Source organism: Polyangium sp. 6x1, assembly GCF_029946515.1.
GTDB lineage: Bacteria > Myxococcota_A > Polyangia > Polyangiales > Polyangiaceae > Polyangium.
Genome location: NZ_JARZHH010000050.1, coordinates 55406 through 78339 on the forward strand (window position 1 = coordinate 55406; position 22934 = coordinate 78339).

Consider the following 22934-nt stretch of genomic DNA (forward strand, 5'->3'; position numbering starts at 1 on the left):
GAGCGCCCTCGGTCGCCGCTCTCTTTGCCCGGGGGCGGGGGGCGATGCTACGGGAAGGGCCGTGAAGAGCGCGGTCCCGGAGAACGCCGCGAAGGGCGCGGGCCTCGAGGAGGCCGTGGCGCGTTTCGTGCGCCACCTCGGTGAGGAGCGTCGAGCATCGCCGCACACCGTGGCCGCCTACCGCCGAGACCTCGCCCAGCTCGTCGCCCACGTGCAAGAGCGACGCGGGCGCGTGCGAGGGCCCGCAGATCTCGACGTGTTCGTGCTTCGAGGTTTCCTCGGGCAGCTCGCCCGGACGCACGCGCCGCCGTCGATCGGCAGGAAGATCGCCGCGGTGCGAGCTTTCCTGCGCTGGCTCGAGCGGCGCGGCGAGATCGAGAAGAACCCCGCGGCCGAGCTCGAACTGCCGAAGGTGCGTCGGCCGATGCCCACGTTCGTCAACGCGGACGCCGCCGCGGAGGTCGTCGAGGCGCCCGACGAGGCGACGGCGGAAGGGCAGCGGGATCGAGCGATCCTGGAGATGCTCTACGGCTCGGGGCTCCGCGTGTCGGAGCTCGCGGGGCTCGACGTCGGCGACGTGGAGATCGAGGCGGACGGGGGACGCGCGCGCGTGCTCGGCAAGGGGAGCAAGGAGCGGATCGTGCCGTTCGGCTCGCACGCGCGAGCTGCGCTCACGCGCTGGCTCGGGCGGCGCGCGGAGCTTCGCAACGCGAAGACGGGCGCGCTCGACGAGCGAGCGCTCTTCGTGTCGCGGCTCGGTCGGCGCATCAGCGTGCGGCAAGTGCAGCACCTCGTGCATCGGTACGGCGCGCTCGGCGCGGGCCGCGCGGACCTGCACCCGCACGCGCTGCGGCACACGTTCGCGACGCACCTGCTCGACGGCGGCGCGGATCTGCGCGCGATCCAGAAGATGCTCGGGCACGCGAGCCTGTCGACGACGCAGCGGTACGCGCACGTCTCGATCGATCACCTGACGAAGGTGTACGACGCGGCGCACCCGCTGGCGCGAAGAAGCCCCACGAAGGCGGCCGCACCGGATGCGGCGCCACCCCGCGCGCCGCGCGCGCGAAGCAAGGGATGAAGACCGCGCTCTACGTTCGAGCATGGGCGAGCCGGATCGCCCGCGGGGCGATGGGCGCGTCCATCGCGGGCCTCGTCACGGCCGCGCTCGACGCCGCGTATGCGCGCGGCGGCGAGGAGGAGCGGATCGCCGGAAAGGCGCTCGCGATCTTCGTGGCGGACGCCGGGCTCGTCGCGCCCGTCGCGCTCGTCGTGGGGCTCGTCGTGGCGACCTCGCTCGTGGTCCTCTTCCCGGACGCGGCGCCGACGCCCGCGTCCGCCGTGGCGTCGCTCCGCGCGCGCGCCAAAGGCCGGCCCGCCGACGTGGCCGCGTTCGTGCCGCTCGCGATCGTGGCGGCGTTCCTGTGGATGACGCTGTCCGCGCAGCTCGCGCGGGCGCTGCTCGCGCTCGACGTCGCGGCGCCGCTCGCGGGCCTCGCCATCGCGACGGGCACGCTCGTCGTCGGCCTGCTCGCGGCGCTGCTCTCGCTCGCGCTCACGCCGGCCCTCCGGCAAGCGCTGGCGACGGCGAGCGAGGGCCGGCCTGCGTTCGTCGACCCTGCGAAGACGGCCTTCGCCGCGCTCGTGCTCGTCGGCCTGCTCTTCGGCCTCGGCGTCGCGACGGGCGGGCCGAGCGGCGAGGGCGGGCTCTTCGGGATCTACGGCGTGCTCAAGCGCCCCGAGCTCGATCTGCGCGCCGTCGGGATGCTCTCGCTCATCGCGTTCGCCGCGTTCCTCTCGTCGGCGCTCTCCTCGCCGCGCAGGTCGTTCGTCGCGGCGCTGCTCGCGGTCGCGCCGCTCGTCCTCACGCCGCGGACGGCCGTCTCGCTCGGGGGCGAGGGCGCGCCCGTGGCGCAGGCGATCGAGCGCGACGCGCCGCTCGGCAAGCTCTCGCTCGCGGTGATGCGCAAGCTCGCGGATCGGGATCACGACGGCGCGAGCGCGCTCTTCGGCGGCGGCGATTGCCGCGAGGGCGACGCGTCGGTCGGGCCGCTCGGCGTGGAGATCCCCGACAACGGCGTCGACGAGGACTGCTCGGGCACCGATCTCCGCGCCGAGGTCCTCGCCGCGCTCGCGCCGGCCGCAGCGCCCGCGCCCACGCCGAAGAGCGCCGACGTCCCGGCCGATCTCAACGTCGTGCTCATCACGGTGGACACGCTGCGCGCCGACCTCGGCTATGCCGGTTATCCGCAGCCCGTTTCGCCGAACCTCGACAAACTCGCCGCCGAGAGCGCGGTGTTCCTCCGGGCCTACTCGCTCGCCTCGTACACGGGCAAGAGCGTCGGCCCGATGCTGATCGGCAAGTACGGCAGCGAGACGCAGCGCAACTGGGGGCACTTCAACAAGTTCGACGACAGCGAGACCTTCCTCGCCGAGCGCCTTTCGGCCGCGGGCGTCCGTACGATGGGCGTGCACGCGCACCGCTACTTCGGCAAGTTCGGCGGCCTCGACTCCGGCTTCGACGTGGTCGATCTCTCGGCCGCGCCGCCCGAGAACGCGCCCTGGGACGTGGCGGACATGAAGTCGAGCGACGCGCTCACGGACGCCGCGCTCGCGCAGCTCGCGAAGCCCGAGAACACCCAGGGCCGCTTCTTCCTGTGGGTGCATTACCTCGACCCGCACGCCGACTACCTGCGCCACGACGACGTGCCGAGCTTCGGCGCGGGCCAGCGCGGGCTCTACGACGGCGAGGTCGCGTTCACGGACAAACACATCGGCCGGCTCATCGACGGCATCCGCGCCGCGCCCTGGGGCAAGCGCACGGCGATCGTCGTGACGAGCGACCACGGCGAGGCGTTCGGCGAGCACAAGATGTTCCGCCACGGCTTCGAGCTCTGGGAGCCGCTCGTGCGCGTGCCGCTCGTCGTGCACGTCCCGGGCGCGAAGCCCGCGCGCATCGAGGCGCGTCGAAGCACCATCGACCTCGCGCCCACGGTGCTCGACCTCTTCCGCATCGAGCCCCCGAAGCCTTCCGCCGAGGGCCCGGACTTCCTCTCGGGCACCTCGCTCCTGCCCGACGCGCTTTTGCCGGCGGGGCAGACGCCGGCCGAGCGTGACGTCGTCATCGACATGCCGGCCGGCCCCTACAACGACGCGCGCCGCGCGCTCATCCACGGCGACCTCAAGCTGATCGTCTCGAACAACGCTGGCTACGAGCTCTACGATCTCGGCCAGGATCCCGAGGAAAAGAAAGACCTCTGGCGTTCGCCCGACACGCGCAGCGGCATGGAGGAGCGCTACGCGGCCCTGCGCGCGCGCCTCCGGGAGATCCGTGTGACGGGCCCGCGGAAGTGAGTTCGTCGTTCTGGGCCTTCCAGATCCGGGCGGCGATCGCCTAGGATGAGCGCGTGCTTCCCCCCACTGCGGTCGTGTTCGATCTCGACGGGACGCTGCTCGACAGCCGCGGCGACATCGTGGCCGCGCTCAACCACGCGCTCCTCACGACGGGGCGTAACCCGCAGCCCGCGCAGGTGATCGTGCGCCTGGTCGGCGACGGCACGCGCACGCTCTGCGCGAGGGCGGCGAAGATCCCGGAAGACGCGCCGGAGACCGACGAGCTCATCCGTCTGTTCCTCGACTACTACAAGGAACACCCGCTCGATTTCACCCGCTGGGCGAAGGGCGCGCTCGAGGCGATCGAGGCCCTCTCCGCGATGGAGAACATGGCGCTCGGCATCTGCACGAACAAGCATCGCTCGACGACCGACGTGGTGCTGCGCGCGCTCGGGATCGAGGACCGGTTCGGCGTGATCGTGGCCGGCGGCGACACGAAGGAGCGCAAGCCCGACGCGGCGCCGCTCCTGCTCGCGGCCAAGCAGCTCGGGGCGATGCCGGCGGCGGTCGTGATGGTCGGCGACGGCCCGCAGGACATCCTTTGTGCACGAAACGCCGGGACCTGGGCCGTGGGCGTCGAGTCCGGCTTCTCCACGGTCGAGACGCTCGTGCAGGCGGGGCCGGACGTGACCGTGCGCGATCTCTCGATGCTGCCGGGCATCGTGCAGCGTTGGCGCGAGCCGACGACGAAGATCAAGCTGCGCTAGCGCATTGCCCTCGATCCTCCACCAAGACGCGCGGTTCGTCGTCGTCGACAAACCTTCCGGCCTCGCCGTCCACCCCGGCTGGGCCGACGACGAGCGGACCGCGCTCCACGAGGTCCGCGACAAGCTCGGCCAGAAGGTGTTTCCCGTGCACCGGCTCGACCGCGCCACGAGCGGCGTGCTCGTCTTCGCGCTCGATTCCGAGAGCGCCCGCGTCTTTTGCGAGATGTTCGAGGAGGGCCGGATCGAAAAGCACTACCTCGCGCTCGTCCGCGGCGTCACGCCCGAGGCCGGCACGATCGACCACCCCATCCCTCGCCGCGAGGGGGGCCCGCGCGTGCCCGCCTCGACGTCGTACCGCCGGGTTTGGCGTGGCGAACACCTCTCGCTCGTCGACGCGGAGCCGCATTCGGGCCGGCTCCACCAGGTGCGCCGGCACATGAAGCACATCAGCCACCCGCTGATCGGGGACGCGAATTACGGCAAGGGCGCGCTGAACCGTGATTATCGGGAGCGCTTCGGCCTTTCGCGGCTCGCGCTGCACGCGCGGTCGCTCGGCTTCGTGCATCCGTGGGAGGGCCAATCGATCACGTTCGAGGCGGCGCTGCCGGAGGACCTCCGAGCGCCGTTCGAGCGGATCGGCGTGGTCATTTGAGGATCGACGTGCAGCCGAAGAGGACCTCGATTTTCCCGGTCTTGTCCGCGCCGACCATGGACTGCGCCTGGTCGCACGAGCTCTCGCAGAGGAGCACCTTTTTCGGCGCCACGGGATCGTCGTAATACCAGCCGCCGCCGCCGTTGCAGGCCGCGGCGCCGTTCACGCGGGGCAGGTAGGTGGGCTCGCCGCCGTTCGAGAGCGCCACGTTCACGAGCTCCGGATCGAGGTCCTCGCCCGAGGGGGGCTTCGGGATCACGAGCTCGCACGAGAGTTTTGCGGTCTGATCGACGGCCTGCGCCACCGCGTCGAAGAACGGCTGCCAGGCGGCGCTGCCGTCGCAGAGCTGCGCCCGGACGCCGCCCGTCTTTTTCACGAGCGTCGTGTACGTCGGGCCCGAGCTCGGCGGCTCGGTGCTGTCCGGATACTTGCACACCGTGTCCGGGTTCGACGTCGAGCCCCAGCCGTAGAGGCCGCTGAACACGTAATCGGTGAAGAGCCCGTTCCAGCTCGGGTCCAGGATGCCGGGCGGCAACGTGAGCGAATTGAACGGGTTCTTCCCGCCCGCAAACGTCTCGAACTGGGTCGCCGAGAGGCGCGCGTTGTCGTCCGTGACCACGACGAACGTCTTCGTCGCCTGCGGCCGAAGCTCCTGCTTCCACGCCTCGCCGCCCTTGTCTTCGCCGACCTTGTAGCCGTCCGTTTGTCCGAGCGTGCCGAGGACCTGCTCGAGCGGCTGCGTGCTCCGGATGTCCACGCTCGAGTGGAAGAAGCGCGCGCCATTGCCGCAATTGTCGTCGCCCGCGAGCGGCGCCGGAATGCAGATCGGATACCGCGTGCTGCCGCCGACCTGCACCGGGCTCGTCTTGTTCCGGAGCGAGAGCATGATCACCTTGTAGTCGAGGTTCTTCGCGGCGATCAGCGCGGCGAACGCATTGAGGCCCTTCTTGATTTCGGCGATCGCGGGCTGCATGCTCGACGAGTTGTCGACGACCCAGATGATGTCGACGGGGAGCTTCTCGACGGTCGCCTCGGACGACGTCGAGGCACACGCGGCGTCCTGCGAGAGGGGCGCATCCGTGCCCGTGCCCCCGTCGTCCTGAAAGAGCCCGCCGTCACCCGCCCCGTTGCCCGCGCCCGCGCTGCCGCCGGCTCCCCCAGTCCCCCCGCCCGCGCCGCTGCCGGCTTGTCCCGAAGGTTCCCACGAGGAGGAGCCTCCGTTCGACGTGGCACACGCAATGACCGAGGTGGCGATGGTGGTGGCGAGGAGCGAAAGCAAGACGCAAGGGCGCATGGTCGGACCTTACCACCGAATTCCATCTCGGACAGGGCGCATGGATGGCAAATCGGTGTCAGGCGGCGGGGGGTTCGGGACGACGCACGCGCGCGGGTATGACGCGGTGTCACCCGGCTGTCGTTCCCCGACGTTCGACCGGGCCGAGCCCCGCCTGGAGCTCCCGGCCATAAGGTGTCGCGTTGAGGATCGCGCGCAGGCGCAAGCGCGCGCGGTGCAGCCGTGAACGGACCGCGCTCTCGCTGACCATGAGCTTCTGGGCGATCTCCTGCAGCCCGAGGTCCTCGTGGTAATGCGCCATGACCACGTCGCGATAGTCGTTCGGCAACTCGCCCAGGGCGAGCCGGACGAACCGCTCGCGCTCGGCCACGCTCGCCGCGTCGTCTTCGAGCGCCGGGGCGCGCATCGTGGGCAGAACGCTGAGGTCCTCGAGGTCGAGGCCGCCGACGAACCGCGCCCGCTGACGCCTCTGGGAGCGCATCAGCATCAGAGCTTCGTTCGCCGTGACCCGGAAGAGCCACGTGGTGAAGCTCGAATCGCCGCGGAAGGAGCGAATTCGTCGGATGACCTGGAGGAGCGTCGATTGAACGAGATCGAGTCTGTCTTCGTCCGAGACGGGATACCGGGCGAGCTGCCGCTCGACGTGCGGCCGGATCGCACGCGTGAGCGCGTCGAGCGCCACGGTGTCTCCGTTCTTGACGCGCTCGATGAGCTCGCTGAGCCGGGCCTCGGCCCCGGCAGGCGCGGGCAGAGCCGCGGAGGTACGCGTCGTCGTGACGGCCTGGACGGCCATGAGAGCCTCCATCGCCAGCGCTTTCCCGGCACTTCGTGGGCGCGGCTGGCAGGTGGTCGGGGTTAGCAAGTCATCTGCCAGGCATGGCAGGTCGGGATCCGCGCGAATGGCTGGCGCCGCTGGCACGTCGGGGCGTGAGGGATGTGCCTCCGCGCCTCGCGAGGCGCGTGAGCCATCGCAGCGAGGGCACAAACGATGCGCACGGATTGCCCAGCCGCGGTATAAGCCCGATGTGGACCGCTCTGGCACTCCGCCCAAGGCGCTATCGCATCCGCTCCCCGCCGGGATGCGCGATCTCTTACCGGAGGAGACGAGAAGGAGGCGCGCGCTCGCCCGGACGATCCTCGACCATTTCGCCCTGCACGGGTACGACCTGGTCACGCCGCCGGCGTTCGAGCTGGCCGAGGTGCTCGAAAAGGGGCTCGGCGCCCTCGATCCCGGCGACGTGCTGCGCTTCGTGGAGCCGGAGAGCGGCGAGGTGTGCGCGCTCCGTCCCGACATGACGCCGCAGATCGCGCGGATGGTGGCCACGCGGCTCGCCGCGGAGCCCACGCCGATCCGGCTTTGCTACGAAGGGACGATCGTCCGGCGTCGCCAAGGTCGCGCCAAAAAACACCGGCAAATCCCGCAGGCTGGCGTGGAGCTTTATGGCGCGCCTTCGCCCGAGGGCGACCTCGAAGCGCTCCGGCTCCTCGCGTCGGTGACGCGCGCGGTGGGCCTCGGATCGTTCGTGATCGACCTCGGCCACGCGCTCATCGCGCGCGCCCTGATCGACGCGGTGCCGTCGCCGCTCGACGTGGAGGTGACGGACGCGCTCGCGCAAAAGGACGCGTCGCGGCTCGTCGCGCTGCTCGCGGGCGGCGAGGCATCGGGGGTGCCGAAGCGCGTCGTGGAGGCGCTCGTGGCGCTGCCGGAGCTCGCGGGTGGGGCGGAGGACCGGCCGGGCGAGGAGATTCTTTCACGCGCGGAACAACTCTTCGCGGGGACGGGGGCCGAGGGGCCGCTCGGCGAGCTTCGGGCGCTCTGGGAGACGGCGCGCGGGTCGGGAGAGAGCGGGCTCGGCGACGTCTTGCGGCTCGATCTCGGCGAGGTGCGGGGCTTTGCGTATTACACGGGGCCGATCTTCCACGTGCTCGCGCCGGGGCCGGGGGAGCCCGTCGGCGCGGGGGGTCGATACGACGATTTGCTCGGACGTTTTGGTTTGCCCATGCAGGCCGTGGGGTTTGGCCTGCACCTCGACGCGATTGCGCGGGCGCGGGAGGCCGCGGGCCTTGGGGACGAAAGGCCGCGGCGGGTGCTCGTTTCGGCGGATCCGCCGGGCGAGGCGCTCGCGGCGTCGCTCCGGGCGCGGGGCATCGCGACGGCGTGGCGCGCGCCGGGGGCGGATACGCTCCGTTATGCGGCGGCGCATCGGTTCTCGCACGTCGTGACCGGAGGGAGCGAGGGGGCCGTGCAAATCATCCGGACGGACAAACCCGAGGTCGCGGTGGAGATCGCGGCGGATGCGGACGCGATCGTGCGGGCTCTAGGCGAACAGCCGCCACTCGTCTTCGAGCAGCCCTAACGCCTCGTCGAGGCTGCCCGCGAGGTCCGGCGCCAGCCATTCCGACGACGAGGCGCTCTTCGCGACCGCCTCGAACGACGGCACCGGCACCTTGCCCGCGAGCTTCTCCAGCCGTTTGCCCGTCCGCGAGAGCCGCGACACCCAGTCCGTGCTGCGGTAGGCGTATTCGGCCTCGTGCAGGAGCGCGCTGCCCACGCGGGCGAGCCGCTCGCGCACGACGACGGCGGGCTCGGCGCCCGAGCGGATCGCCCTGCGGCTCGCCTCGATCTCCAGGAGCACGAGGCCCGCGGGCGAGCCCGGCGTGAACGAGGGGCTGATCGGCTGGAACGAGAGGTCCGAGAGCGCCAGGAAGTACCACGAGTGCGGCGCGGCCACGCGGTAGATCCATTCGGCGCCGGAGGCCTCGGCCGCGGCGATCGCCACGTTCCAGGCGCCTTCCTCGTCGACGTCGTCCTGCTCCGTGGGCATCCGCTCGATCGGGCGCACGGAGGCCGCGCGCAGGAGCGGATCGGCCCAGGCCATCGTCAGCGAGGACGTCGTGGGCGCGTAGCTCAGGAGGGCGCGCGCGCGGGCCTCGGCCGAGACGCGCCCGCGCGGGTCGAGCCACACGAAACGTCCGTCCTTCAGGTCCACGCGATACTCGTGGTCCTCGGCGCCGTGTGCGGCGAGCTCGCGGAGCAGCGCGGCGCCGCGCTCGGCCCACTTCGTGACGAGCGACTCGTCCGCGGCGGGCGGGGGCTCGGTGCGCGCGGCCCGGATCTCGGGCGTCCGGGGCGGCGGGGGCACGAGGGCGGGCCCATCCCCATCCATGGGCCTTTTCGCGGCGGCCTTCGGGGTCGTCTTCCGGGCGACCTTCGTCGGCTTTGCGGCGGCCTTTTTCGTGGGCTTCGGCTTCGATCCTGCGCGCGCCTTGCTCATCGTGCCTCGAAGGCAGCGCGGAGCTTGCCGCGCCTAGCGACCATTTTCAACGGTTCCACACGTTTGTCACGCGCTCGTTTTTGCTCACCCGTTGAACGCCCGGGTCGAGGTGCGCCAGACTGCCCTCGGCGTGCGGGTCGTCCCGCCCATGGCGGAGACGCCGCGAGATCCCGGGTTCGGCCCGGGCGCCTCGGATCCTTGTTGCGTCGCGCACGTGTCTTGGCGATGCTTCCAATACGATAGGCCCATGGTCACCCCTCCAATCGCTTCTGCTTCGCCGCTCCCGTTCGATGCGGCTTCCTTTTTCGCGCAGTCGAGGGATATTTGCGTGGTCTACGACACGGCCCGTCGGTTCGTTTATGCGAACCCGGCGGCGTGTGGGCTGCTCGGCTGGGACGCGGCGGGGCTCGCGGGCAAGCTTCCGCGCGATCTTTATGGGGACCGGGCTTCGAGCTTCGAGCAGTGCGTGGAGCGCGCATTTTCGAGCGGCGAGGTCGTGCAGGTGGTGCACAAGATTCGCGGCGGAGCGGGGGCGGTCGTCTACCTCGACACGAGTTACACGCCGGTGCGCGGGGCGGACGGCGGCGTCTCGTTCGTCGTGTCGCTCGGCCGCGACATGACCGACACGTCGGCGCGCTGGCGCGAGCTCGAGGACACCGTGGCTCGCAGAACGCGGGATCTCACGGCCATGGAGTCGCGCTTCGACGTGCTGCTCCGCAACCTCCAGATCGGCCTCGTCATCCGCGGGCCGCGCGGGGAAATGCGCTTCGTGAACCGCCGCGCGCTCGAGCTGCTCGGCGTGACGGAGGCGCAGATGCACGGCCGCGCGCCGAACGATCCGGGCTGGGTCATGCTCGGCGAGGACGGCAAACCCCTGCCCGCCGAGCAATCTCCCATGGCGCGCGCGCTCGCGACGGGGGGGCTCGTCCCGGCCATGATCATCGGCGTGGATCGGCCGAAGAGCGCCGATCGCGTGTGGATCCTGGTCAACGTGATGGCGCAGCGCGACGCGGCGGGCACGATCGAGCAGTACGTCGCGACGCTCAGCGACGTGACCGAGGCCCAGAATGCCACGCGCGCGCTCGCCGAGCGGGAGGAGACGTTCCGCCTCCTCGCCGAGACGATCAGCGACGTCTTCTGGATGACGGACGCGCGAGGAAAGGCGGTCGTCTACGTGAGCCCGGGCTACGAAAACGTATGGGGCCGGTCGAGGGCGGCGCTCTACGAAAAACGAGCCGATTTCCTCGACGCGATTCACCCCGACGATCGCGCGGTCGTCCTGGAAGCGCTGCCGCTGCAGGAGCTCGGGCAATACGACATCGAATATCGCGTGATGCGGCCGGATGGGGCGATTCGCTGGGTGCGGGATCGGGCGTATCCGGTGAAGGACGCGTCGGGCGAGGTCGTGCGGATGGTGGGGCTCGCGTCGGACATCACGGAGCCGCGGGCGGCCTCCGACCTCATCCGGCGGCAAGCGGACGCGCTGCGGGAGCTCTCGACGCCGCTCGTGCCGATCGGACACGGCGTGCTCGCGATGCCGATCGTGGGCGTGCTCGATTCGGCGCGGGCGCGGCAAGTCCTGGAGACGTTGCTCGAAGGGATCGTGCGGCACGCGGCGGAGGTGGTGATCCTCGACGTGACAGGCGTCGGTGTGGTGGACGCGCAGGTGGCGAGCGCGCTCGTCTCGGCGACGCAGGCGGCGCGGCTGCTCGGGGCGGAGGTGCTGCTCACGGGCCTGCGCCCCGACGTCGCACACACGATCGTCGGGCTCGGGCTCGATCTCGGCACGCTCGTGACCCGCTCGACGCTGGAGATGGGCATCCGCTGGGCGCTCTCCGAGCGAAAACGCGGGAAAAACGCTCCTTTGAAGAAATGAAGCGGCGGGTGGCGCGTGCGCATGCGAATTGTCTTAGAATCTTCTCTCGATGGATGATCGAAGGCCCCTCTCCGTTCGCCTCGCGACGTGGAACTGCTTCGGCGCGCCGCAGAGCCTCGAAGATTTCCTGGAGGGACGGCCTTTCTGGCCCGAGCGCCTCGCGGCGCCGGCGGTGATCGAGGCGCTCTCGCGCTTCGACATCGTGTGCATCCAGGAGAATTTCGTGGGCGGGGTGCACGAGCGGATGGAGGCGCTGCGCGTGGCGGGAGGTTTCTCCGAGCTCTGGCACGATCCGCCGGGGCCCGACGGGGTCGACAAGACGCTCGTCGGCGCGGGGCTCGTGATCCTGTCGCGTTTCCCCGTGAAAGCGCGCTTTTTGCGATTGCCGCGCGGCGTGGGCGCGGACGGATTCGCGCGGAAGGGCGCCGCGCTCGCGGAGGTGCGTTTGCCCGGGGGGCGCGAGCTTTTCCTGGTGAATACGCATTTGCAGGCCGACGACGGGCGTGTCTCGCCGGACGAGTGCCTCGCCGTGCGAACGGCCCAGGTCGAGGTGCTCGCGGAGGCGCTGCGGGAGCCGCTCGCGAGCGGCGTGCCCACGGTCCTTTGCGGGGATCTGAACGTGCCTTGCGGAACCCGCGAATACGAGGGGCTCGCGCGGCGGCTCGGCGAGAGCTTGACGGATCACACGGCGCGCGCGGGCCTTCTGACGTACGACACGGAGCAGAACGACGTGGCCCGGGCATTTCACGAGGGCGGGCCGGAGCGGGCGCTGATCGATTACGTGTGGACGTCGCGGCGCGCCGCACCGGAGCAGATCGCGACGGAGCTCGTCGCGCCGCTCGACGAGCTCTCGGGCTGCCCGCCGCGGTACGAGGGCCGGGCGTTTGCCTCGGACCATTTCGGCGTGGGCGTGACGATCACGATCGATTGAGGCGGAGCCGCGCGATCGTCGCGCCCCAGCCGCCGCGCGTGGCCGGCGCGTCGCGGAACGACGCGACGAGCGGGTGGCGCGCGAGGATCGATTGCACGACGCGCCGCTGCACGCCTTTGCCGCGGCCGTGAATGAGCCGCACCTCGGGAAAACCGCGCGCGTGGGCCTCGTGCAGGTATTCCTCGACGACACTGGGAATGTCGCGGGGCGAAAAGCCATGCAGGTCGATCGCGTCCTCGATCGGCAGGACGGCGATTGCGTCGGGGTCGGGCAAAGGCGCTTCGTCGTCGGCCTCCTCGGGCGCGGGCGGCTCTTTCGGTTTCGCCGGGGCAAAGAGGCGCGCGAGGTGTTCGAAGAGGGCGCGGAGCATGGCCGGAGGGCAGGGTACCACGTGGGCCTGTCATTGCCTCTTCCGCCCGTGTATCTTCCGGGCTGATGTCGACGGAGCGCGGACGCGATCTGGCCCCGACGGAGCCGGGTCCCCCCGCGTCCGGCGGCGTCGTGCAGGTGGATCTCGGCGTGGCCTCGACGCTGCCGCTCCTGGCGCCGGGGCCGCCGAGCAAGCGCCGCCGCGTGCCGCGATCCCTCGCGGAGCGGTACGAGGACATCCGGTTCCTCGGCGAAGGCGGGATGGGCACGGTCTATCGCGCCATGGACCCGCACCTCGGCCGGATCGTGGCGCTGAAGCTCCTGAAAGGCGACGATCCGGAGCTCTGGCGTCGATTCCTCGGCGAGGCGCGCGCGCAGGCGCGCATCCAGCACGAGCACGTTTGCCGCGTGTACGAGGCCGGGCAGGCCGACGGCGAGCCGTACATCGCGATGCAATACATCGACGGCGAGCCGCTTTCGAAAATCGCAGAAAAGCTGACGCTCGAGCAAAGCGTGAAGCTCATGCGGGAAGTGTCGGCGGCCGTGCACGAGGCGCATCGGCTCGGGGTGATTCATCGGGACATCAAGCCGGGCAACATCCTCGTGGAGGCGCGCGAGGACGGCTCGCTCAAGCCTTACGTGATGGATTTCGGCCTGGCGCGCGAGGTCGAAGGCCGCGGACAAACCCAGACGGGCGCGGTCCTCGGGACGCCCGCGTACATGCCGCCGGAGCAAGCGAAGGGCGACGTGCGGTCGATGGATCGGCGCTCGGACGTGTATTCGCTGGGGGCGACGCTTTATGACGTGATCGCGGGGCGGCCGCCGTTCGTCGAAGAGCACGCGTGGAACCTGCTCATGGCGGTGGCGTACGAGGACGCGCCGTCGCTCGGCACCGTGAAGAAAGGTTTGCCGGCGGAGCTCGAGACGATCGTGATGAAATGCCTCGAGCGGGAGCCGTCGCGCAGGTACGACTCGGCGCGGGCGCTCGCCGAGGATTTGCAGCGGTTCCTCGACGGCGAGCCCATTCTGGCGCGGCGGGCCTCGATCGGGTACGTGCTGCTCAAGAAGGCGCGAAAGCACAAGCTCGCGACGTCGCTGCTCGCGCTCGTCCTCGGCGCGTCGCTCGTGCTCGTGGGCGTGTGGGTGCGGGCCCAGCGGCAAGCGGCGGAGCAGGCGCGGCTCGCGCGCGAGCTCGGCGAGGGCGTGAAGGAGATGGAGCTCTTCCTGCGCGCCGCTTATGAATTGCCGCTGCACGACGTGGAGCGGGAGCGGGACGTGGTGCGCGCGAGGCTCGGGGAGATCGAGGCGCGAATGGTGGCGGCAGGGCGGGCCGGGGAGGGGCCGGGGCATTACGCGATCGGCCGGGGGCACCTCGCGCTCGGGGATCCGGACGCGGCGCGGGAGCACCTCGAAAAGGCGCTCGCGGCGGGGTATTCGTCGGCGGATCTGGAGTATGCGCTCGGGCGGGCCCTCGGGGAGCTCTTTCGGCGCGCGCTCGCGGAGACGCGGCGTATCACGAACGAGGAGGAGCGAAAGAAGAAGGTCGAGGAGCTCGATCGGGCGCTGCGGGATCCGGCGCTCGGGCATTTGCGGGCGGCCCTGGCGGCGAAGATCGAGGTGCCAGCGTACGCGGAGGGGCTCATCGCGCTCTACGAGGGCAAACACGAGGAGGCGATCCAGAAGGCGAAAGAGGCGTTCGGAAAGGCGCCGTGGATGTACGAGGCGAAGAAGCTCGAAGCCGACGCGCTCTTCGCGGAGGGGAGCAAATATCGGCACGACGCGGCGTTCGATCACGAGAAGATGAAATCGTTCTTCGAGCCCGGGGCCGCGGCGTACGAGATCGCCGCGGACATGGGGCGGAGCGATCCGGAGGTGCACCGGGCCGAATGCGAGCTCTGGGAGAAGATGGCGCAAGCCGCCCTGTCGAAGGGTTTGCCCTCGGGTCCGCCGTTCGACCGCGCGGAGGCGGTATGCAGCCGCGCGGTGCAATCGAGCTCGAAGGACGGCCTTTCGCGCGTGCAGCAGGCGCTCGTGCTCACGGCGCGTGTGTATGCGCGGCTCGCCATGGACGACGCCTCGGAGGACACGGTTCGCGCGGCCGAGGACGCCCTCGGCGCCGCGGAGGAGAGCGCCCGGACGAACGCCGAGGACGTCATGGCGCATTACGCGGTCGCATTGGCGAACCGGATGCGGACGGAGGCCCTGTTCGCGGTCGGCAAGCCGGCCTCCATGGCGAAGGCGATCGAAGCGTACGAGCGGGTCCTCGTGCTCGATCCGCGCTTCACGTGGGCGGTGAACGAGCTCGGAATGGCGTACGTCTCGGAGGCAGGGAACGAGATATCGGCGGGGCGCGACGGCTCGACGCTCTTACGGAGCGCGATCCGGCAATTCGATCAGGCCATGGCCATCGATCCGCGGTTCGTCTTGCCCGTGGGGCAGCGGCTGCCCGCCTTCCGCATGCTGCTCGAATCGGAGATCGAGCAGGGACGCCCGACGGACGAGACGCTCGCGGCGCTGTTCGACGCGGTGGCGCTGCTCGAAAAGACCGGGGCGAGCCCTTCGGTCGTCGCTTACTGGAAGGCGCGGGCCGAGCGGCTTCGTGGCCTGCGGGATTTCGTCCTCGGGCGTGATCCGAGGGCCGCCCTCGGGGAGGCCGCCGCCACGATTCGTTCGTTCGCGGGGCCCGCGCCCAAGGAATACTGGCTCCTCGAAGAGATCGCCGAGTGCCGATTGCTGGAGGCGTCGTACGCTTTGCGCGAGGGGCTCGACGCGACGCCTCTCCTCGCCGAGGCCCGAGAGGCCATTCAGATTTCGGGGGGGACGTCCGGCGGGAAGCGGGCCGAGTTTCGCCTCCTGTCGACGCGCATCGAGATTGTGGCGCTCCGCGTCGCGGCGAAGCACGGGAAGCTCGAATCGAAGAGCTTCGAGGTGGCCTTCGAGCAGGTACGTCCCTTGCTTGCGAAAGCGGGGCGAGACAGCCGGCCGTATGTGCTCGGCGCGGAGATCCATGCGCTCCGATCGGAATGGTTGTCGGAGCGGGGCGGCGAGCCCGAGGAGGACATCAAGAAGGGTCTCGCGATGGCCGAGGAGGCGCTCTCCAAAAACCCGCACCTCGCGAAAGCCTTGCTCGTGAAAGGGATGCTTTCCCTCGTGGAAGCGCGGCGCGCGCGCGGCAAGAGCGAGCGCACCGAGGCCGCGCGCAGGGCCAAAGAGGCGTGCAGGGCGGCCTTTCAAAGCAATCCCTCGCTCGAGCGGGACGACGGCCGTCTCCTGAAGGAGGCCGAGACGCTCGCGCCCTGAGGTGACGGTTTTGGGGGGTGATGGCGCGCGCCTGCACCCGCTGCATGCTGCCGTCTGCAGCGCGGGGCGCGAGGGCGCGTCATGGGCGTCGTTTTCGCTGGGATTTGCCCCCGCAGCGTGGTGGCATGAGGTCTGCTAGGCATCTTGTCGAGCCGCTTCGAGCCCCAGGAGAGCCCCCATGAAATCGCCGCACCTGCTTGTCGTCCTCCTCGCCGCCTCCACCGCCCTCCTCAATGGCTGCGCGCTCTCCGACGCGGAAAACCCCTTCGATGCGGAAGATTTCGACGTCGGCCTGGAGACCGCCGGCCCCGGCTTCGAACCGCCGCTCGGCACGAACGGCTACGGTCCGCCCTGCTTCTGGGATCCCGGCTCGCAGCAAGCCCTGCGCGACCTCGGCAAAGTGGCGCTCACCTCGGGCACCGGAGGCACGCTGCCGGCCCTGCCGACGTTGCTCTCGACCTGCCGCGAGGTCGTGAAAAACGCGGTCGAATGCGCCCTCGCCCCGTCCCAGTCCGTGCTCGATCGGGTCAATGGACAGGTCTACCAGGGGCATTGGGGGCTCGCGACCGAGTGGTACGCGGACGCGCTCTCGGCGGACGGCAAGCGCTGGGTGACCGCGTGCATGGTGCAGCGGCTCAACATCCTGAACCAGCACGTCGATATCCTCCTCGAAGCCAACCACACGCGGATCCTCGAAGATGTCGCGAATGACGCGACGTTCGGCTTCGAGGAGTCGGCCGCCTACGGGAACCTGTTCGACTCCCGGACGACGCCGGTCGCCGGCCGGCCGGCCTTCAATGTCTACGTCTGCTCCGAGCTCGAGCAGATCCAGCAGTGTCCGCTCGCGGGCGGATTCCCCTGGATCGATCGCCGGATCTGCGATCAGGCCGGGAACAACTGCGGCCTCGTGTATCTCGGCGCCTGCCAGAGCGCCTGCATCCCGAATGGCCCGGCTGGCGAATATTGGTCGTGCAAGCCGTCGTACGGCCTCGTGTACAACGACTACACGATCCGCGTGCAGCTCGAGAACCCGACCTCCTGCTTCTGAGCCGGCGTCATCGACCGAGCACGAAAAACGCCGCGATCGCGAGGACCACGAGCGCGAGCGCGAGCGTCGCCGCGGCGAGCTTCGCGCGCTCCGCCGCGCGGGCCCGCGCCGTCTTCACCGTCTCCGCGGCTCGATCCGTCTTCCCCCGCGGATGGTCCGCCGGGTATGGCGCGACAACCTTCCGTTCGTCTTCGGTCACGGAGGCGAGCGCCTCCTGCCGCAGGGAAAAACCCTCGGGCACGAGCGCGCGGAGCGCGTCGCGCATCGCCTCCACGCTCGGAAAACGGTCCTCGCGGGCGTGCGACGTCGCCGTCTCCACGAAGCGCGCGATCTCGGACGGCACCCAGGGCGCGGCCTCGGCGAGCGGCGGCGGCGGCTGGGTGGTGATCGCATAAAGCAGCTCGACGAGCGATTTGACGTGGGCGTGCGGCGGCGCCCCCGCGAGCATCGCGTAGAGCGTCACGCCCATCGAATACACGTCACAACGGGCGTCGACCTTCTTCGGAGCCTCGATCTGCTCGGGCGCCATGTAGAGCGGCGTCCCGATGACCTGCCCGCTTTGCGTCATCGAGACGGCCGGCGCCGTGAGCGCGCCGCCCTCGGTCACCGCCTCGGGCGTGCGGCGAATTTTGGCGACCCCGAAATCGAGGAGTTTCACGGTGACCTCGCCGCCCTCGCCCCGCGCGAGGAAGAGGTTCTCGGGCTTGATGTCGCGGTGGATGACGGCCGCCGCGTGCGCCGCCGCGAGCCCCTCGCAAGCCTGACCGAGGATTCGGAGCGCGACGTCGGGGCGGAGCGGGCCCACGCGGCCGAGCAGCGTCCGCACGTCCTCGCCGTCGAGCAGCTCCATCACCTGGAACGGCACGCCGGTCTCGGGATCGTGATCCACCGCGAGGGCCGCGACGACGTGCGGCGAGTCGAGGGAGCCGGCGATACGCGCCTCCTGCTCGAAGCGGAGCAGGTCCGGGTCGTCGCTGGCGAACGGGCGCACGTGCAGCCACTTGATCGCGACGCGCTGGCCGGTCTTCGTGCTCCTCGCCTCGTAGACGGTCCCCATGCCGCCCTGACCCAGCACGCGGACGATCTCGTAGTCGGTGAGGAGAAGCCGACCAATCATCCGGGCGCATGGTACGCGCCGCGAGGCGAAGAGCAACTGCTTCGGCGCGGAGAGGCGCGGCCGTTCGTGATACCGTGCCCGCACCATGAGCAAGGAACCGCACGCGAAGGAGACGGTGGCGCTCGTCGCGCGCCCGAGGGAGTGCGCGATCGGCCGGTTTCGCATTCAGGTCGTGGCGGGGCCCGATCACGGCGCAGAGCGCGTCTCGGACGGCGCCGAGCTCTCGGTGGGCACGGCCGCCGGCAACCACCTCGTCCTGACCGACGGCGCCGTGTCGCGTCACCATTGCGCGATCACCGTCACGGATCGCGGGTTTCTCGTGCGCGACCTCGGCAGCCGCAACGGAACGCGGCTCGCCGGCTTCCGCGTGGAAGGCGCCTACCTCGGGCCCGGCGCGGTGCTCGGCGTGGGCAAATCGACGCTGCGCTTCGATCCGCTGCCGGACGAGATCGTCGAGCCGCTCGCCGATGAGGAGCGTTATGGTCGGATCCTCGGACAGAGCATGGCGATGCGCAGGCTCTTCGCGGCCCTGCCGCGGATCGCCGCGTCGGACTCGACGGTGCTCATCGAGGGCGAGACCGGCACGGGCAAGGGCCTGCTCGCCGAGGTGATTCATCAGAAGAGCCCACGCGCGCAGGGGCCGTTCGTCGTGATCGATTGCAGCGCGATCCCGCCGACGTTGATCGAGGCCGAGCTTTTCGGCTACATGCGCGGCGCGTTCACGACGGCGCTTCAATCGCGGGCGGGCGCGTTCGAGGCGGCCGCGGGCGGGACGGTTTTTCTGGACGAGCTCGGCGAGCTGCCGATCGACATGCAGCCGAAGCTGCTCCGGGCCCTCGAAGAGCGGCTCGTGCGACGGATCGGGAGCCTCGATCCGATCAAGCTCGACGTGCGCGTGATCGCCGCGACGAACCGCGACCTGCGGCAGGAGGTGAACCGCGGGACGTTCCGCTCGGATCTTTATTATCGGCTGAACATCGTGCGGATTCGATTGCCGCCGCTCCGGGAGCGGCGCGAGGACATCCCGCCGCTCGTCGCGCATTTCTACGAGCAATTCGCGCGCTCGGGCGATCCGCTGCCGCCGGCCGAGCTCGTGGCGGCGTTCACGAAGCAGGATTGGCCGGGGAACGTGCGGGAGCTGCGCGCGGGGGTGGAGCGGGCGATCCTGATGGAGGACCAGGCGCTCTGGTTCGAGGCGACGCTCGGCGCGCCGCCCGGATCGGAGCCAAAGGCGGCGGCGCCGGCCTCGCTCGATTACGAGGACGATATCGCGCTCGGCTCGTTCCGCGCGGCGAAGGAACGCGCCGTTGCGCGGTGGGAGCGCGGGTACATCGAGACCTTGGTGCGGCAGAGCGGGGGAAACCTGTCCCGCGCGGCGCGCTCGGCGCACATGGATCGAAACCACCTGCGGGAGCTTTTGCGGCGGCACGGGATTTCGGCTGCGGAGGAGTGATCGGACATGGGGATCAACGTCAACAACGTGCGCGCCACCCCGACGCGGGTCGGGGGGTTCAATGGGTCTGCGTTCGTGCCCGCGATCAACGGCCAGCATCGGAGGTACACCTGGGGCCCTTGCCGGGTGAACCTGACTCCGGCCGTGGCGAACGGCGTGAACAGCCTCAATCCCGCGGTCGCGCTTGCGGGGGACACGATTTTCCTCCCCTATTTGCAGGACGGGATCTGCTCGGTGCGGCTGCCCGACGCGGTGACCGCCACGGCGAACGGGGTCAACTCGTTCCTCACGGCGGACATGTCCGGGTGCAAGGTCTTCATCGACCGCGTCACCGCGAGCAATGATCTCATCGTGTATCACGCGAACAACGTGTCGAACTCGCCGCCTGGCAATGCAGGCGCGCTGAACCCTGTTCTGCAGCTCCCCGGCTGCACGATGACGCTGTCGCAGCTCCACGCCCTGGCCGTGGGCCATTACCAGGCGTTGCCCGCGCCGAACACCGCGGTCCCCGTGGTCGCCACCGAGATCACGAAGCCGATCTACAACATCGGCGCGGCGGCCGAGGTGCAACGCAAGAAGACCCAAGGGCGCACGAACGTGGAGTTCCTCGGCGGGACGGTCGTGTTCGGCGTGGTGAACGGCGCGAACTGGGAGTTTTATTACCAGACCTGGGGGAGCACGAGTTACACGCGCCCGGGGAATGCGCCGCTGCGCCTGTTTTCGGGAGCCCAGCACGATCCGATGCACTCCCACAACTGGAAGGTGCTGGGGTTCGCCAGGTTTTTCTGAGGGTCAACGTTCCAGAAGGAAAAACCGCCCGTCGCTCGGGAAGGGCGATCGGGGGAGATCCTGGCCTTCGAGCGCTTGCTTCGTGGCGACGACCCCTCGCACGGGGCCCGGCGACCACGCGGGGACGTCGAGCAGGCCGCCGGGGAGGAGCGTGCCGGCCTCGCTCGTGTGGAGCGCGTCGACATGCGCCGCGATGTCGAGGTCGATAGGTTGTCCGGACAAGGGGCCCGCGAGGACTCGACGATAGGCCCGGACACACGCTTCGAGCGCGCGCCGGACGAGCGGCCGATCGGGCGGGTGGGGCGAGATGGCGAGCAGGTTTGTCGCGGTCTCCCGGCAGAGCACGAGCCCGGCCGCAGTGAGCTCGGCCGAGACGAGGGGCAAGCTCGTTTCGAGGGCCGTGAGGAAAGCCTCGTCCCCGTCGGCGAGCGCAGCCGGATCGGCGCGGAGCGCGACGGAGACGGCCATCGAGGGGCGGACGGACGCGGCCGCGAGCGTCGGGGATTTGGGGTTTGTCGCGGCGCCGGTCGCGGCCCGGAGCGCACGGACGAGCTCCGGCGCGGAGGAATGACGGCCTGCGGGATCGCGGCAAAGCGCGCGGAGGAGGGGCTCGTCGAGCGCGGGATCGACGGGCGCGCGTTCGCTCGGGCGTGGCGGGCGCGCGTGGAGGTGAATCTGGCGGACGACGGCGGTGGCTTGATCGCCGAACGGCGGTTTTCCCGTGAGCATGGCGAATGTGAGCGCGCCGAGCGCATACACGTCCGCCCGGGTATCGACGGTTTGTCCGAGGACCTGCTCCGGCGCCATGAAGGGCAGCGTGCCGAGCGTCGCGCGCGAGGCGGTGAGCGAAGGGCCGGCATGGTCGAGGAGCTTGGCGACGCCGAAATCGAGGAGGACGACGCGGCCTTCGGCGCGGCCCTCGGCGAGGTAGACGTTCGAGGGCTTGATGTCGCGGTGGACGATCCCGCGCGCATGGGCGGCGGCGAGCGCATCCGCGAGCGGCCCGAGGATGCCGAGGACCTCGTCGATCGGGAGCCTGCCCGCGGCGGCGAGGCGTGCGTCGAGGCTCTGGCCGGTGAGCAGCTCCATGGCGAAATAGGGGCGGCCGTCGGCGAGGCGGCCGATTTCGTGGACGCGGACGACGTTCGGGTGGGGGAGATCGACGACGATCGCGGCCTCGCGCTCGAAGCGCGGGATCGCCGTGGGGTCGGCGAAGAGCTCGGCGTGCATGACCTTCACGGCGGCGGCGCGGCCGGTGGGCGCGTGCGTCGCGCGGGTGACGAATCCGAAGCCGCCGCGGGCGATCACCGCGTCGAGCCGATAGGAGCCGGCCCAGAACTCGCCGGCAATACCCGTCGAATCCAATTTACTTCGCACGGTACATCCTAGATTCCGTTCGAGCCGTCGTCGGGCACGGCGACGTCGACGCGCTCCATCGAGACGCCGAGCGATTCGGCCTTTTTCGTCTCGCTCTTGCGCTTCGCCTCGAAGAGCTTGAGGCCTTTCTCCGTGACCATGCCGACGGGCGGCGCGTCCGGAGGGCGCATTTCCTCGACGGATGCGCGCGGGGCGTCCTCGCCCCTCCGCGCGGCGGCCAGGCGCTCTTCGAAATCTTTTTTCCACGCGGGAAGCGTGCGCAGCGGATAACTCGGGTCGCTCGGGTCGGTGATGATCGTCTCGACGACCGCGTCGAGGGAGACGAAAACGGGGTAGAGCTCCTCCGGGTCGTACGCCGCGCCGCGGTCGAAGAGGCCGCCGCAGATCGGGCGGAGCGTGCAATGGGCGCAAGCAGGCGCGTAGATGTGCTCCCAGTCGGTCTGGCGGACGGTCTGCTTGTTGTCGAGGAAATGCACGATGCGCTCCTCGCCCTTCACGATCTTGCGGGTCTCGGTGCTCGCCCAGGCGAACTCGGTCATGTAGCAGAGCGGGACCTTTTCCACGCGGAACGTGCGGCCCGAGGCGTGGAGCTTGCGCATCGCGCGCTGGAGCGAGACCTCGAAATCGGAGAGGCGCGGCGTGAACTGCGCCTGGTTCACCTCGGCACGGCCCATCGAAGGGTCGAGGTTGTTCCACACGAAATGGCGCACGTAGGGGTGATGCTCGATCCAGTGGTCGATGTTCTCGTCGAGGTGGTCTGCGTTCAGCTTGTTGATGACGCAGTTGATGTTGACCTCGATCCCATTGTCGTGCGCATTGCGGACGGCGGCGAACGCCTTTTCCAGCGTCCCCTCCGCGCCGCGCAGGATCGCCTCGACGTCGGGACGCACCGAATACACCGAGACGTGCACGAGCCGGACGCCCGCCTCGCCGAGGCTCCGCGCGAATTCAGGGTCCGCGAGGCGCGAGCCGTTCGTGATCATACGAACGTGGAGGCCCTGCGCGGAGGCATACGCCGCGATGCGCGGGAGCTCGGGGTGCAGCGTGGGCTCGCCGCCCGTGAGGATGACCCCGAAATAACCGCGTTTGACCAGATCGTCGACGAGCACCTTCATCGTGTCGAAGGTGTGCACGTAGGGCGTCGTGGGGTTCGAGCAGAACCCGCAAAAATGGTTGCAATGCCGGACGACCTGGATGTAGCCGATGTTCGCCAAGCGAGATCTCCCGGATGTCGGGATGCGGAAGCTTCGAGGGTGCCGGCGCGTCGCGAGGACGAGGGCCGGAGCGCATCGTACGGGAGGCGCTCGGGGGCGGCAACGGAGGGGAGAAGCGACAGGCCTCCGGTCTGCTACG

At 70.1% G+C, this 22934-nt stretch carries 18 protein-coding genes; 11 read left to right on the forward strand and 7 right to left on the reverse strand.

The features are described 5' to 3' along the window. Window positions 1-61 precede the first annotated feature (61 nt). Genes QHF85_RS34975 through QHF85_RS34990 form a run of 4 tightly spaced genes read left to right on the forward strand, consistent with a single transcriptional unit; the run spans window position 62 to window position 4752 of the window. Complete coding sequence (locus QHF85_RS34975) at window positions 62-1081, forward strand: tyrosine recombinase XerC (RefSeq protein WP_281331730.1); 1020 nt, start codon at window positions 62-64, stop codon at window positions 1079-1081. Then, window positions 1078-3354 (forward strand): sulfatase, encoded by a 2277-nt coding sequence (locus tag QHF85_RS34980; protein ID WP_281331731.1) that lies wholly within the window; start codon window positions 1078-1080, stop codon window positions 3352-3354. Before QHF85_RS34975 ends, QHF85_RS34980 begins: the two co-directional genes overlap by 4 nt. Window positions 3355-3407: 53 nt before the next feature. Further along, window positions 3408-4100: an HAD-IA family hydrolase gene (locus QHF85_RS34985; RefSeq protein WP_281331732.1), complete on the forward strand. Its 693-nt coding sequence runs from the start codon at window positions 3408-3410 to the stop codon at window positions 4098-4100. Window positions 4101-4104: 4 nt separating this feature from the next. Continuing rightward, window positions 4105-4752: a pseudouridine synthase gene (locus QHF85_RS34990; RefSeq protein WP_281331733.1), complete on the forward strand. Its 648-nt coding sequence runs from the start codon at window positions 4105-4107 to the stop codon at window positions 4750-4752. On the opposite strand, the gene QHF85_RS34995 is transcribed toward QHF85_RS34990, so the two are convergent. Both QHF85_RS34995 and QHF85_RS35000 read right to left on the reverse strand, forming a co-directional pair. Further along, window positions 4745-6046 carry a hypothetical protein gene (locus QHF85_RS34995; protein ID WP_281331734.1) on the reverse strand — a complete coding sequence of 434 codons (1302 nt, stop codon included), beginning with the start codon at window positions 6044-6046 and terminating at the stop codon, window positions 4745-4747. The genes QHF85_RS34990 and QHF85_RS34995 overlap by 8 nt on opposite strands. Window positions 6047-6155: 109 nt before the next feature. Continuing rightward, on the reverse strand, window positions 6156-6839 hold the full coding sequence (locus QHF85_RS35000) for an RNA polymerase sigma factor (protein ID WP_281331735.1): 684 nt from the start codon (window positions 6837-6839) through the stop codon (window positions 6156-6158). 286 nt (window positions 6840-7125) lie between these two features. Here QHF85_RS35000 and QHF85_RS35005 point away from each other — a divergent pair, with 286 nt between their 5' ends. Then, a complete protein-coding gene (locus QHF85_RS35005; protein ID WP_281331736.1) occupies window positions 7126-8403 on the forward strand; it encodes an ATP phosphoribosyltransferase regulatory subunit in 1278 nt (425 codons plus the stop codon). Here the strand turns inward: QHF85_RS35005 and QHF85_RS35010 are convergent. Beyond that, the gene (locus QHF85_RS35010; protein ID WP_281331737.1) at window positions 8365-9321 is read right to left on the reverse strand and encodes a DUF6882 domain-containing protein; all 957 of its coding nucleotides are present in this window, start codon (window positions 9319-9321) and stop codon (window positions 8365-8367) included. The genes QHF85_RS35005 and QHF85_RS35010 overlap by 39 nt on opposite strands. A gap of 247 nt (window positions 9322-9568) precedes the next feature. Here QHF85_RS35010 and QHF85_RS35015 point away from each other — a divergent pair, with 247 nt between their 5' ends. Continuing rightward, on the forward strand, window positions 9569-11197 hold the full coding sequence (locus tag QHF85_RS35015) for a PAS domain S-box protein (protein WP_281331738.1): 1629 nt from the start codon (window positions 9569-9571) through the stop codon (window positions 11195-11197). A gap of 49 nt (window positions 11198-11246) precedes the next feature. Next, entirely contained in the window at window positions 11247-12128 is an 882-nt protein-coding gene (locus QHF85_RS35020) for an endonuclease/exonuclease/phosphatase family protein (protein ID WP_281331739.1), read from the forward strand. Here QHF85_RS35020 and QHF85_RS35025 read toward each other — a convergent pair. Then, window positions 12115-12498 (reverse strand): Smr/MutS family protein, encoded by a 384-nt coding sequence (locus tag QHF85_RS35025; protein ID WP_281331740.1) that lies wholly within the window; start codon window positions 12496-12498, stop codon window positions 12115-12117. The genes QHF85_RS35020 and QHF85_RS35025 overlap by 14 nt on opposite strands. 65 nt (window positions 12499-12563) lie before the next feature. Between QHF85_RS35025 and QHF85_RS35030 the strand changes: the two genes are divergently transcribed. Both QHF85_RS35030 and QHF85_RS35035 read left to right on the forward strand, forming a co-directional pair. Beyond that, window positions 12564-15797 carry a serine/threonine-protein kinase gene (locus QHF85_RS35030; protein WP_281331741.1) on the forward strand — a complete coding sequence of 1078 codons (3234 nt, stop codon included), beginning with the start codon at window positions 12564-12566 and terminating at the stop codon, window positions 15795-15797. A 178-nt stretch (window positions 15798-15975) separates the two neighbouring features. Beyond that, on the forward strand, window positions 15976-16845 hold the full coding sequence (locus tag QHF85_RS35035) for a hypothetical protein (protein WP_281331742.1): 870 nt from the start codon (window positions 15976-15978) through the stop codon (window positions 16843-16845). A 7-nt stretch (window positions 16846-16852) separates the two neighbouring features. Here QHF85_RS35035 and QHF85_RS35040 read toward each other — a convergent pair whose 3' ends face one another. Then, complete coding sequence (locus QHF85_RS35040) at window positions 16853-17962, reverse strand: serine/threonine-protein kinase (RefSeq protein WP_281331743.1); 1110 nt, start codon at window positions 17960-17962, stop codon at window positions 16853-16855. Between the two features lie 85 nt (window positions 17963-18047). Between QHF85_RS35040 and QHF85_RS35045 the strand changes: the two genes are divergently transcribed. Both QHF85_RS35045 and QHF85_RS35050 read left to right on the forward strand, forming a co-directional pair. Beyond that, a complete protein-coding gene (locus tag QHF85_RS35045) occupies window positions 18048-19415 on the forward strand; it encodes a sigma 54-interacting transcriptional regulator (RefSeq protein WP_281331744.1) in 1368 nt (455 codons plus the stop codon). A gap of 6 nt (window positions 19416-19421) precedes the next feature. Continuing rightward, entirely contained in the window at window positions 19422-20204 is a 783-nt protein-coding gene (locus tag QHF85_RS35050; protein WP_281331745.1) for a hypothetical protein, read from the forward strand. 3 nt (window positions 20205-20207) lie between these two features. Here the strand turns inward: QHF85_RS35050 and QHF85_RS35055 are convergent, their stop codons facing one another. Further along, window positions 20208-21581: a serine/threonine-protein kinase gene (locus QHF85_RS35055; RefSeq protein WP_281331746.1), complete on the reverse strand. Its 1374-nt coding sequence runs from the start codon at window positions 21579-21581 to the stop codon at window positions 20208-20210. A gap of 8 nt (window positions 21582-21589) precedes the next feature. Further along, complete coding sequence (locus QHF85_RS35060) at window positions 21590-22795, reverse strand: radical SAM protein (RefSeq protein WP_281331747.1); 1206 nt, start codon at window positions 22793-22795, stop codon at window positions 21590-21592. Window positions 22796-22934 lie beyond the last annotated feature (139 nt).